Source organism: Gilliamella sp. B3367 (genome assembly GCF_026536825.1).
In the GTDB taxonomy this organism is placed as follows: Bacteria; Pseudomonadota; Gammaproteobacteria; order Enterobacterales; family Orbaceae; genus Gilliamella; species Gilliamella apicola_E.
Map to the genome: position 1 here is coordinate 13,684 of NZ_JAFNNJ010000003.1, position 13,185 is coordinate 26,868.

Consider the following 13,185-nt stretch of genomic DNA (forward strand, 5'->3'; position numbering starts at 1 on the left):
CGTGTTTTCTCCTTACTGTGCTTGCACACGTAGCTCTGCTGAAGAGCGACTACGGTGACCTAATAACGCTTTAACATCACTAGATTTTGGTTTAACTAAAACAAATTGTTTCGCAAAATCTTCCCAATTAGCTAATATCTCTTCTGCCCAAGATGAGTGAGTAAGCTGTGCGTGTTCCATGATTAAACCACGTAAATGTTCTTCATGAATCGAGTAGTCAGCTACATTTAACATTTCCACCAACTCTTTATTAATACGCTTATGCAAATCACTATCGGTATCTAAAATATAAGCAAAACCACCAGTCATACCAGCACCGAAGTTTACGCCAGTTTTTCCTAAAACACAGACAATTCCGCCCGTCATATATTCGCAGCCATTATCACCAATGCCTTCAACGACACTTATGGCTCCAGAGTTACGCACAGCAAAACGCTCACCCGCTCGACCAGCAGCAAATAATTTACCGCCAGTTGCGCCATATAAACAGGTATTACCAGCAATGGTTGCTTCATGGCTCAAAAATGCAGAACCTTGTGGTGGACGAATGACAATGCGACCTCCAGCCATGCCTTTACCAACATAGTCATTAGCATCCCCTGTAAGGGTTAAATCCACACCACCAGCATTCCAAACGCCAAAACTTTGACCTGCAGTACCATTGAAGTTCAATGAAATAGGGGAGGTAACCAAGCCTTGATCGCCATATTTTTTAGCAATATAACCGGATAAAGTGGTACCAACAGAGCGATCTGTATTTTGAATGTCAAAGTAGAAACTTTTAGTTTGACGATTATCAACCGCATCTTGTGCTTGAGTTATGATCTCTTTATTAAGCACACCTTTATCAAATGGTTTGTTATCTTCAATACAGTGAACTGGTTTGCCTTCAATAGGGGATGCTGTTTTAAGTAAACTTGATAAATCCAGTTTTTGCTGTTTTGCAGTAATACCATCTAGTTCAATAAGCAGATCAGTACGACCGATTAAATCAACAATTTGTCTAACACCAAGTTCAGCCATAACTTCTCGAGTATTACGTGCAAGAAAACGGAAGTAGTTCATCGCTTTTTCTGGCAATCCATGATAATGTTCGCTACGTAATTTTTCGTCTTGAGTGGCCACGCCGGTTGCACAGTTATTTAGGTGACAAATACGGAGGTATTTACAACCCAATGCAACCATTGGTCCAGTACCAAAACCAAAACTTTCAGCGCCTAGAATTGCAGCTTTTACAATATCTGCCCCCGTTTTTAATCCACCATCAACTTGCAAACGAATTTTATGACGTAACCCATTAGCAACTAATGATTGCTGGGTTTCAACCAAGCCAAGCTCCCAAGGGGAACCTGCATATTTGACTGATGTTAATGGGCTGGCACCAGTACCACCGTCATAACCTGAAATAGTGATTAAATCTGCATATGCTTTAGCAACCCCTGTTGCGATAGTGCCTACTCCCGGTTCAGAGACTAATTTAACCGAAATCATTGCAGTTGGATTAATCTGTTTCAAGTCAAAAATCAATTGAGCTAAATCTTCAATTGAATAAATATCGTGGTGTGGTGGAGGTGAAATTAATGTCACTCCCGGCACAGAAAAACGTAATTTTGCAATATAAGGGGTGACTTTATCACCAGGTAATTGTCCTCCCTCACCTGGTTTTGCGCCTTGGGCTACTTTGATTTGAATAACATCGGCACTCATTAAGTAACCTGGTGTAACACCAAATCGACCAGAAGCCACTTGTTTGATACGTGATACTTTTATCGTGTTGTAACGAGCGGGATCTTCTCCACCCTCACCAGAATTAGAAAAACCACCTAATGTATTCATTGCTTCAGCTAATGATTCATGCGCCTCTGGGCTTAAGGCACCGATTGACATGGCAGCGGAGTCAAAGCGTTTAAACAATGATGATTCTGGTTCAACTTCATCAAGCGAAATAGCCGCGTTTTCAGGAGGATTTAGTTTTAATAAATCTCGCAGAGTTGCTGGTGGTCGATTATTTACAATATCCGCATAACGTTGATAATCTTCATAATTACCTTCATTAACTGCTTTTTGTAGTGATTGCACCACATCTGGATTATAAGCGTGGTATTCACCACCATAAACAAATTTGAGTAATCCACCTTGTTCTAATGGTTTACGTCGTAACCATGCTTTTTTAGATAAATTAAACTGATCTTGAGCAAAGTCCTCAAAATTGGCACCACTGATACGGCTAGTTACACCTTGGAAGCATAGCTCAACGACTTCTTCATGGAGACCAACTGCTTCAAATAGTTTAGAGCAACGGTAAGAGGCGACTGTTGAAATCCCCATTTTTGACATAATCTTATATAAGCCTTTATTAATACCATTACGGTAATTAATAATCGCTTCACGGTAAGATTTATTCATCGTACCATTATCGACCATTTGCGCTAAAGTTTCATAAGCTAAGTATGGATAGATTGCAGTTGCGCCAAACCCTAGCAAGACTGCAAACTGATGCGGATCTCGGCAGCTTGCGGTTTCAACAATGATATTTGCATCACAGCGTAGATTTTTTTCAACTAGACGTTGTTGCACTGCGCCAACAGCCATTGGGGCTGGAATAGGTAAGCGATCTGGCGCTATATTTTTATCAGATAGGATTATTAGTACAGTTCCTTCACGTACTTTTGCTTCGGCATCACCACATAATTGTTCAATTGCATCACGTAAGCTACCATCAATTTCATAAGTGATGTCAAGCGTTTCAGATTTGTAGTAGCGTGATTCTAAGGTCGTTAATTGTTTAAAATCCGAATGAACTAATACCGGGTATTTAAAAGCAACTCGATGAGCTTGACCTTCAGCTTCAGCAAACACATTCATTTCACGACCAATGCTCGTTGATAGTGACATCACGTGTGCTTCACGTAATGGGTCGATAGGTGGGTTAGTTACCTGAGCAAATTTTTGTCGGAAATAATCATAAATTAAGCGAGGACGACTTGATAATACTGCAAATGGCGTATCATCGCCCATAGAGCCTGTTGCTTCTTGACCATTTTCACCTAAGACTCGAATACACTGGTCAAGTTCTTCACTGCTATAACCAAATTGTTTTTGGTAAGTAGCTAGTAAAGTATCGTCATAATCACGAGAGCCGATATCATCATCAGGAAGATCTTCAAATGGAATCAGTCGTTTTACATTCTTAGCCATCCATTCTTTGTACGGATGACGTTTTTGTAAATCGTTATCCGTTTCTGACGATTGTAAAATGCGACCTTCTTCAGTATCAATCACTAGTAATTCACCAGGGCCAACACGTCCTTTGGTCACTACTTCATCTGGTTGATAATCCCAAATACCAATTTCGGATGCACAAGTAATTAGTTTGTCAGTGGTAATCACATAACGTGCAGGGCGAAGGCCATTACGATCTAAGTTACAAGCGGCATAACGTCCATCGGACATAACGATACCTGCAGGGCCGTCCCACGGTTCCATATGCATAGAGTTGAAATCAAAAAAAGCACGGAGATCTTCATTCATATCCGGATTGTTTTGCCATGCAGGAGGCACAAGTAAACGCATAGCACGAACAATATCCATACCGCCTACTAAGAATAATTCAAGCATATTATCTAGCGAGCTTGAATCCGAGCCTGTAACATTAACAAACGGCGCTGCATCTTGTAAATCGGGTATAAGTGGCGTTTTGAATTTGTAAGATCGCGCTTTAGCCCATTGCCGATTACCCTCGATAGTATTAATTTCACCATTGTGGGCTAAATGTCTAAATGGTTGAGCAAGTGGCCAACGCGGTACGGTATTGGTTGAAAAACGCTGATGGAATAAACAAATTGCTGTTTCCATACGAATATCAGCCAAATCTAAATAGAATCTAGGTAAATCTTTAGGCATACATAAGCCTTTATAGATATTGACCTGATTTGAAAAACTACATACGTAAAACGTATCATCTTGCACACGTTTTTCTATGCGGCGTCGTACCATATACAAACGACGCTCTAAATCAATTTTTGTCCATCCAGCAGGGGCATTAACAAAAACTTGTTCGATTCTTGGCAGTGATGACAGGGCGATTTCACCCAGAACGCTTTTATCAATTGGTACTTCACGCCAACCTAAAATAGATAGAGTTTCTTCGGCTAGCTCTTCTTCTACAATATCACGGCTTGCTTGGGCTTCGGCTTCATCTTGGCTTAAAAATAGCATGCCTACAGCATAGTTTGTTGCCAAACGCCATTCGGCATCTTCTGCGACAACTCTAAAAAATCGATCTGGTTTTTGCATTAAAAGCCCGCAGCCATCGCCCGTTTTACCATCGGATAAAATGGCACCACGGTGTTGCATTCGAGCAAGTCCGTGGATTGCAGTACGCACCACTTTGTGACTTGGTTGCCCTTCTATATGAGCGATTAAACCAAATCCGCAGTTATCTTTCTCATGATGCTGGTTATATAACATATCATTGCCTCTAATTCATCGTTATTATTTTTTGAGAAGATATAGGCATTAATCCCATAATAGGTGTGAAGGTAATTAAAAATAGGTTTTTGGTCAAATAAATATTACTTATAAGTCAATCTTTTAATAACTCAGTCTATATTTATTAATGAAGCTAATATCTCATATTAACTATTTGTTTATACTATAATTAAAATTTAATAGAGACAAAAGTTTCAGAAATTGGTTTTTTTCTCATAATAATAATTAATATTTGATTAAAAAAAAGTTGAGGAACGGGGTTTTTGAGCATCAAAATTGGCGATTTTTACATATTTTTTCAAGAATGAGTGAGTTAGAATCGCTACTCTTATATAATAGATAATCTTTATTATGGGTAATAGGTCTTATATGCAAAATAAAATTACAATTATTGGTGCGGGTGCTGCTGGGCTTTTTTGTGCCGGATTATTAGGACAAAAAGGTTATGATGTAACTGTTATTGATAATGGTAAAAAATTAGGACGCAAAATTTTAATGTCTGGTGGTGGTAAATGTAATTTTACCAACCTTAACGTAGAATCAACCCATTATATTTCAGAAAATCGTCATTTTTGTAAGTCTGCATTAAAGCGCTTTACTCAATGGGATTTTATTCAACTGGTTAATCAATACAATATTGCCTATCATGAAAAAGATCATGGACAGTTATTTTGTGATAATTCAGCGCAAGATATTGTTGATATGCTTGCCCAAGAGTGCCAAAAGGGGCAAGTTAAATTCATGTTAAACACTCAGCTTGAAGATGTTGAGGCTGAGCAGCAAGGATTTAAACTATCGACTTCACAAGGTTTTGTTCATACTGATAAATTAATTGTAGCAACTGGTGGGCAATCTATGCCAGCACTAGGTATGACCGCTATCGGATATAAAATTGCCGAAAAATTTTCGATTCCTGTTGTGCCCGTAAAAGCAGGGTTGGTGCCATTTACCTTACATAAACCTTTGCTAGAAGTATTATCCACTTTGTCGGGCATTGCCGTGCCGGTTGAAGTATCTAATGAACGAATATCTTTTAAAGAGAATTTGCTATTTACTCATCGAGGATTATCTGGACCAGCGATTTTACAAATCTCTAGTTATTGGCAAGCAGGTGAAGCCATTACCATTAATTTGTTGCCAGACGTAAGCTTTGAAGGTGATTTTCAACGCTTGTTAGAAAATAATCGCAATCAAAGCATTAAAAATTGTTTGGCGCAAATATTACCGAAGCGGTTAATTGAAGCTTTGATGCAATTAAATTTGATAGCCGATTTAACCGTTAAGCAATTAACGCCTACTCAGCAGCAAGTGCTTTACCAAACATTAACTAGGTGGATGGTTACACCGAATGGAACGGAAGGCTATCGTACAGCTGAGGTAACTTTGGGTGGAGTGAGCTGTGATGCTTTATCGTCAAAGACGATGGAGGCGAAAAATCACCTCAATCTCTATTTTATTGGTGAAGTTGTTGATGTAGCTGGTTGGCTAGGTGGTTATAATTTCCAATGGGCTTGGAGCAGTGCATTTGCTTGCGCGCAAGCCTTTGATTAATTATCAATTACCCCCATATGTATATCATATTTCTTAACTTTATATTGTAAGGTGGTTCGCGAAACATCGAGTAATTTTGCCGCTGTAATAATTTTCCCATTGGCCTGATTTAATGCATCAATAATAAGTTGCTTTTCATAATTTTCGACTTGTTCGGTAAGATTACCAGTTATTTCGCTGGTAGTCGGTTTTTCAAGCTTGGCTTCATCTTGTGAATAAGGGCTATGAAGGTCAAATAATTCTTCATCCAGAATAATCTGCTGCAATTCTCCTGGCTCATTTTGTAAAACCATACTACGGACAATAGCGTTTTCTAGCATTCGCACATTACCCGGCCAAGGCGCTGACATAAGTTGCTGTAATGCATGTTCACTAATACCAGTAATCACAACACTTACATCAGTTTTATGTTTATCAATAAAGTATCTTGCCAATACAGGAATATCTTCTTGTCTTTCGCGTAGTGCTGGCAGTTTAATTAATCCGACATTTAATCGATAAAATAGATCACTACGCATTTTGCCGGTTTTTAACAAATCGGCTGGTGATTCATTCATAGCTGCAACAATTCGAACATCAGCATGTTGCTCTTTATTCCCGCCTAGTGGCCAATAGGTTTTTTCTTGTAAGAATCGTAACAGTTTGCTTTGCATTTCAAGTGGCATCGCGTTAAGTTCATCAAGAAATAACGTACCACCATTAGCAAGTTCAAGATAACCTTGGCGATTTTCAGCTCCAGTAAACGCTCCTTTGACAGTCCCGAATAAAGTACTTTCAATCAATGTTGTAGGCAAAGCGCTACAGTTAAGTGAAATAAACGCTTTATCACGGCGTTGGCTAGTTTGGTGAATTAATCTAGCAAATAGCTCTTTCCCTGTGCCGGTTTCGCCAACAATTAATACTGGCACATCATTACTACCTAAAATATTAGTTTGGTCGATCACCTGTTGCATTTTTTTTGAAGCAAAAACGATTTCTGGTAATGGTTGTTCTTTATTTTGATATAATTTTCTATTAAGACTGAATACCTGATCTTGCAGTTGTCTAACATTAGATAAATTACGACCAATTTCAACCGCGCCAATAATTTCTTTTTTGTGATTATAAAGAGGAACCGTTGTATGTTGATAATCAACTAATTTGCCCACATGATTATAATAGGTTTGATAGGTATCTTGATATTCTTTACCATGTAAAGCTTGTAGCATAGTACTATCTTCTTTTTTCAAATTAGGGTAAACTTTAAGCATTGGTTTACCTATGGCTTGTTCCATTGGATAGCCATCAAGTTCTGCACTTTCCTGATTGTAGTAAATATATTTACCTTCTTTGTCAATAATAGCCATAGGCTGATGTATTAGATCAAAAAAATGTTTAAATATTTCCAATGCTTGTAATAATTCAGGATCAATTATCATGATACTAAAACCTTTTGAAAGTTGGATTCTTACTAAGTATAGCGAGCGTTAATTTAAATATCTTTCAATTATTACTAAAAAAAGTGACAAATTTTTGTCATAAAAACATATTTTTTACTAAATGACTAATATTAAATTTGTAATTATTCTGTTAAACAATTGATTGTTTGTGTTTTTTTAAGTTGGCACGTTGATTGCATTGTAAGTGAGTAATCTTTTTACTTACCTTTTTTATGTACTAATTAACTGGAGGTCATATGTCCGACACAATTATGTCAAATTATAACAAAATACGCACAGATCTTATAACTAAAGATCGTCGTTTCAGTGCTCAAGGCGGCAAACTTTGTTTTGATGGTGTGAATTTGGAAGAATTAGCAAAGAAATATCCAACACCTTTTTACGTATTTTCTGAAAAAGAAATTGACCGTAATATTCAGGAGATCAAAGATTCGTTTAAAGCTCATCCAAATACTAAGATTTTCTATGCGTCAAAAACATGTTCAGTAATGGGTGTGCTTAAAGCGATTAAAGATGCGGGTATCTATGCAGAAGCTAACTCAATGTTTGAAGTTCGTAAATGTTTAGAAATCGGTTTCCCAGGTAGCCAAATTGTTTTCAACGGTGTGGTTAAAAAACCAGTTGATTTAGAATTTGCTATCCAAAACGATCTTTACATCATCAACGTAGATAGCCTATATGAGCTTGATATTATTGATGAGATTTCTCGACGTTTGAAAAAAGTTGCAAATGTTTGTGTGCGTGTTGAACCAAATGTACCGTCAGCAACTCACGCAGAATTAGTAACCGCTTATCACGCTAAATCTGGTATCGACTTAGAACAAGCTGAAGAGACTTGCCGTCGTATTCTTGAAATGCCTTATGTTCATTTACGTGGTTTACATATGCACGTAGGGGATCAAGTACCAGAAGCAGAACCTTTTGCAAAAGCGACTAAAGTATTAGTTGATGAATCACGCCGTTTAGAAGAAGTTCTTGGCATTAAATTTGATTTAATCAACGTTGGTGGTGGTATTCCTGTTCCATATAAATATGACGAAGAAAATGGTAATCCATTAGAAGACAATATGTATGCTGGTATTACTGCACAAGATTTCGCCGATGCGGTAATCAGTGAAGTACATAAATGGCGTACTGACGTTGAAATTTGTATCGAACCAGGTCGTAAAGTAACCGGTTCAGCTGGTGTGCTTTTAACTGAAGTTGCTTGTGAAAAACGTAAAACTAACTACGATTTAGACGGTAACATTGAAGAACATGTTGAATGGAAATTTGTTGATGCGGGTTACAGCGTATTATCTGACAGTCAACACTTTGATTGGTTCTTCTATGTTTATGATGCATCAAGAATCACTGAGCAACATGATGAGTACATTAAATTAGCGGGTCCATTATGTGACGGTGGTGACTATTTCCATGTGGGTGTTAAAGGTGAAGAATTCTTATTACCTAAAGACACACAAATTGGCGATATCATTGCTTTCCTTGATGCCGGTGCTTATACCATCGAAAGCCAAACAGTTTATAACAACCGCCCACGTACTGCTGTTGTTATGATTGATAAAGAAGGCAAAGATCGATTGATTCGCCGTGAAGACACTTACGAGGATATGGTTGGATACGACGTGTATTAATCATGAACTGGCTGGGGCAATAACTGCCCCAGTTGTTATTATGTGAGGTTATTATGAGTGATTCTAAAGATTCAAGTTTACTTGGTATTAAAGACATTGTGTTTATGAATGTCATTGCAATATTGAGTTTACGTCAAATTCCTAATGTTGCTCCTTACGGAGCGTCAGCAATGGTGCTTTGGCTACTTGCTGCATTTTGTTTGTTTTTTCCATTAGCCATGGTTTGTGGTGAGCTTTCAACAGGCTGGCCAAAAGATGGTGGGATCTTTGTATGGGTAAAAGAAGCATTTGGTAAACGTGTTGGTTGGATAGTGGTTGTTTGCTTCCTGTTTTCATGTGTGCTTTTCTTCCCATTAATGTTGCAGTTTGGTTTTACTGCAATTGGTTATATGTTTAGCCCTGAACTTGCTCAGAATCAGGTATTTATTGGTGTTGGCTCCATGGCAGTATTCTGGATCTTAACGTTAATGAATATCAAAGGCATGAAATGGACTAAAATCATTAACAGTGTTAGTGCATGGTTAGGTGTATTTATTCCTGCTGCTATTATCGTGTTATTAGCTATTGTATGGTTAATGACTGGTCATCCAATGGCAACTGATTATAGCCATGTTAGTGATTGGATTCCGGATTTAAGTAGCTGGGATACTATTGTATTTTTATCAAGCATGATGTTTGCTTTTGCTGGGCTAGAAGTTGCACCAATGATCGCTGGTCGTACTCGTGATCCACAACGTGACTTCCCTAAAGCGATGGCGGTATCTGCAGTTGTTATCGTTGGTATCTATATGATTGGTACTTGGGCAATTAATACCTTATTACCTGCTGCTGATACTGATATTGTTGCCGGTGTAATGCAAGCGATGGAAGCTGCTGCTAAAGAGCTACACATGCCTTGGTTATTACCAGTAATGGCAATTTGTTTGTTCTTTGGTGCATTAGGTCAAATTAACTCATGGTTAGTTGGTCCTATTTATATGTTACAAGAAGCATCAAAAGAAGATAACTTACTTGGTGAACGTATTGGTCGCTTACATCCTGTATATCAAACACCAGCATTTGCTTTAGCTATCCAAGCAATAATTGTAACGGTACTTTGTTTCTCAACATTCGTATCACCAAGTATTGCTGCTGCATATTGGATGTTAACTGCATTAACAACCATTTGTTACTTTATTCCTTATTTAGTGATGTTTATTGCGTACTATCGCTTACGTATTACTCAACCAGATGTACCACGTAGCTTCAAGATTCCTGGTAAAGTTTTACCAATTATTTTACCTGGTTTAGGTTTCTTATCTACGCTATTTGCGGTGATCTTAGTCTTTATTCCACCAGCACAAATTGATATGGGTGGATATGTTGAGTACATCGCTAAAATTGTTGGTGGTGCAGTGCTTGCAATTGTGTTAGCTGAATGGATATACCATCGCGCACAAAGACGTAACCGCTTGCAATAAGATATAGAGGAGTAAATTTATGTACAAACCTATATTGGAAATTGATTTAGGTAAATTAAAAGACAATGCCCGTGTTGAAAAAGAACTTCTTGCTAAACACGGCATTGAAGTGATGGCGGTAAATAAAGTCTTTGATGGCTGTGTTGAAACCGCCAAAGCGGTGCTTGATGGTGGTATTGATGTTATAGCTGAATCAAGGACCTACAATTTGAAGAAACTTAAAGATGCTTTAAATTGTAAAACTTGTTTATTACGTAGTCCTTGTTTAAGTGAGATCAGTGAAGTAGTGAAATACGCAGATATTAGCTTAAACAGTGAAAAACAAGTTATCCAAGCACTTTCTGATGAAGCGGTAAAACAACAAAAAGTCCATCAAGTACTTTTAATGGTTGATATGGGCGATTTACGTGAAGGTATTTGGTTTGAACATGTCGATGATATCATCGAAACAGTCAAACTAATCTTATCTTTACCGGGTGTTGAGCTTTATGGGCTTGGGACCAACTTCAACTGCTATGGTACTGTTCTACCAACTGTTAAAAATGGTGTGGATTTTTTACACATAGCGCGTAAAGTAGAAGAAGCTTGTAATATCAAGATCAAGTATCTATCAGCTGGTAATTGTACAAGTTACCATCTGCTTGATAAAGGGATCTGGCCAGAAGGGCTTAATCACATTCGAATTGGTGGTTTACATGAGTTTGGTATTGAGTATGTGGATATGAAATATCTTGATGAGTTTCATCACTCAAACAAACCTGTAGAAAAAGCTTGTAGTGACATGTATAAATTGTATGCACAAATCATCGAGCTTAATAGTAAACCAACCGTTCCTGTTGGAGAATTAGGTGTTGATGCCTTTTTGAACAGCAAAACTTTTGTTGATCATGGTACTCGTAAACGCGCGCTTCTCGCTTTTGGCCGTCAAGATGTGCCAGCAGAAAGCTGTATACCGATTAATGACAACATTACGGTCTTAGGTCAAACCAGCGATCATACTATTGTTGATATTGAAGATGTTTCTGAAACATTACGTGTTGGCGATATGATTGGGTTTGAGCTTGATTATACAGCCCTACTTATGGCTTGCCAAACCAATGGTGTAGAAAAACGGTTTGTTTATTAATATCTATCAGCTGCTGGGCAACCAGCAGCTATTATTGATTACTAGGCGGTTTACATGGCAACATCAGAATCTCAAGAAAGTCCTTATCCCAGTACCTTAAAGAAAAACTTAAAAAATCGTCATTTATTGATGATTTCGTTAGGTGGCTCAATAGGAACTGGATTATTTATTGGTATTGCAGCACCACTTAGCACGGTTGGACCGTTAGGCACGATTATCGCATATCTACTTGCGGGTAGTATTATGCTGTCGACCATGCTTTGCTTAGGTGAACTTTCTTGTGCATTCCCACATGCGGGTTCTTTTCAGCATTATGCACTAATGTTTATTCCACATCCTATTTGGAGTTATACCATTGGCTGGTTATATTGGTTAAGCTGGGTACTGTCTATGGCTGCTGACTTAACTGCAGCTTCGATGATCGCTCACCAAGTTTTTTCCTCTATTCCCATCTATATTCTTAGTCTAATTATTTTAACCGTTATTACTTGTGTCCATTTAACGTCTGTTAGAGCTTTTGGCGAAAGTGAATACTGGTTTTCAACGATAAAAGTATTGGCCATTATTGCATTTATAGCTGTTGGCATTTATTTACTCTATCATCAATATAATCAAACACATGTATTACCAACACTTAAAACCGACCAAGGTTGGTTTCCTAGTGGATTTTTATCAATTTTTGTTTGTATGACAATTGTTACTTATTCATTTCAGGGCGTCGAATTAATTGGTAGTGCAGCGGGTGAAGCGCAATCACCTCAAAGCGTATTGCCAAAAATTATCACTGGTGTGGCTTTTCGTATCATCTTGTTTTATGTGTTAGCGATTGCGGTGTTAGCACTAGTTTACCCTTATGGAGCAACCCATAATGAAATTAGCCCATTTGTTTGGGTATTCAATAAAGCCGGGATTACCTTTGCTTCATATGTGATGCTATTTGTTATCTTTTGTGCTGCAATATCGGCCGCTAATTCGGCTGTTTATGCCAGCTCGAGAATGCTATGGTCGATGGCTCAAGATGATTTAGCACCAAAATACTTTTCAGAAGTCAATAAACGAGGCGTGCCAACTAAAGGAATATTATTTATCGCAATTATTGCGTTAGTTTCGCTGTTTTCTAAATATATTGCTGCTGAAAAATTATATCTCTATTTGGTAGCAAGTACTGGACAAGTTGGGTGTTTTGCTTGGATTATTATTGCTTGGTGCCAATATCAATTTCGTAAGGGAGTGAATGAAGGCAAATACTCTAAAGATATGATCAAATTTAAATCTCCGCTATTTCCTTGGTTAGCGATGATTTCTATTACTGTTAACATTATTATTATTGTTGGGGTATGGTTTGGTGAATCAGGGCATTTTATTTTATTATCTGAGGTAATCTTAATTTTCGTAATTTTAGCTTCATATTACTTTTTCAAAAAACGTAAATCCGATTAACTTTATTATCAGTTTATGTAATCACCTTAACTATCAATTAAAGG

At 37.7% G+C, this 13,185-nt stretch carries 7 protein-coding genes; 5 read left to right on the plus strand and 2 right to left on the minus strand.

All coding sequences use genetic code 11. The features are described 5' to 3' along the window. Positions 1 to 12: 12 nt before the first annotated feature. Positions 13 to 4,470, minus strand: a complete 4,458-nt coding sequence (gene gltB, locus J3U23_RS05960; RefSeq protein ID WP_267338780.1) for a glutamate synthase large subunit — start codon at positions 4,468 to 4,470, stop codon at positions 13 to 15. 390 nt (positions 4,471 to 4,860) lie between these two features. Here gltB and J3U23_RS05965 point away from each other — a divergent pair, with 390 nt between their 5' ends. After that, complete coding sequence (locus J3U23_RS05965; RefSeq protein WP_267338781.1) at positions 4,861 to 6,042, plus strand: NAD(P)/FAD-dependent oxidoreductase; 1,182 nt, start codon at positions 4,861 to 4,863, stop codon at positions 6,040 to 6,042. On the opposite strand, the gene J3U23_RS05970 is transcribed toward J3U23_RS05965, so the two are convergent. Beyond that, positions 6,039 to 7,463, minus strand: a complete 1,425-nt coding sequence (locus tag J3U23_RS05970) for a sigma-54 interaction domain-containing protein (protein ID WP_416379938.1) — start codon at positions 7,461 to 7,463, stop codon at positions 6,039 to 6,041. The two genes, J3U23_RS05965 and J3U23_RS05970, sit on opposite strands and share 4 nt — an antisense overlap. Before the next feature lie 254 nt (positions 7,464 to 7,717). Between J3U23_RS05970 and lysA the strand changes: the two genes are divergently transcribed. Genes lysA through J3U23_RS05990 form a run of 4 tightly spaced genes read left to right on the plus strand, consistent with a single transcriptional unit; the run spans position 7,718 to position 13,141 of the window. Continuing rightward, complete coding sequence (gene lysA / locus J3U23_RS05975; protein ID WP_065563732.1) at positions 7,718 to 9,115, plus strand: diaminopimelate decarboxylase; 1,398 nt, start codon at positions 7,718 to 7,720, stop codon at positions 9,113 to 9,115. 53 nt (positions 9,116 to 9,168) lie between these two features. Next, positions 9,169 to 10,575 carry an APC family permease gene (locus J3U23_RS05980; RefSeq protein WP_267338782.1) on the plus strand — a complete coding sequence of 469 codons (1,407 nt, stop codon included), beginning with the start codon at positions 9,169 to 9,171 and terminating at the stop codon, positions 10,573 to 10,575. A 19-nt stretch (positions 10,576 to 10,594) separates the two neighbouring features. After that, a complete protein-coding gene (locus J3U23_RS05985; RefSeq protein WP_065735086.1) occupies positions 10,595 to 11,701 on the plus strand; it encodes an alanine/ornithine racemase family PLP-dependent enzyme in 1,107 nt (368 codons plus the stop codon). A gap of 54 nt (positions 11,702 to 11,755) precedes the next feature. Then, a complete protein-coding gene (locus tag J3U23_RS05990) occupies positions 11,756 to 13,141 on the plus strand; it encodes an amino acid permease (RefSeq protein ID WP_065735088.1) in 1,386 nt (461 codons plus the stop codon). Positions 13,142 to 13,185 lie beyond the last annotated feature (44 nt).

What these genes read in the sequence shown, in the direction of transcription:
- gltB (WP_267338780.1), bottom strand. Translation starts at nt 4,470, where the DNA reads ATGTTATATAACCAGCATCATGAGAAAGATAACTGCGGATTTGGTTTA.
- J3U23_RS05965 (WP_267338781.1), top strand. Translation starts at nt 4,861, where the DNA reads ATGCAAAATAAAATTACAATTATTGGTGCGGGTGCTGCTGGGCTTTTT.
- lysA (WP_065563732.1), top strand. Translation starts at nt 7,718, where the DNA reads ATGTCCGACACAATTATGTCAAATTATAACAAAATACGCACAGATCTT.
- J3U23_RS05980 (WP_267338782.1), top strand. Translation starts at nt 9,169, where the DNA reads ATGAGTGATTCTAAAGATTCAAGTTTACTTGGTATTAAAGACATTGTG.
- J3U23_RS05985 (WP_065735086.1), top strand. Translation starts at nt 10,595, where the DNA reads ATGTACAAACCTATATTGGAAATTGATTTAGGTAAATTAAAAGACAAT.
- J3U23_RS05990 (WP_065735088.1), top strand. Translation starts at nt 11,756, where the DNA reads ATGGCAACATCAGAATCTCAAGAAAGTCCTTATCCCAGTACCTTAAAG.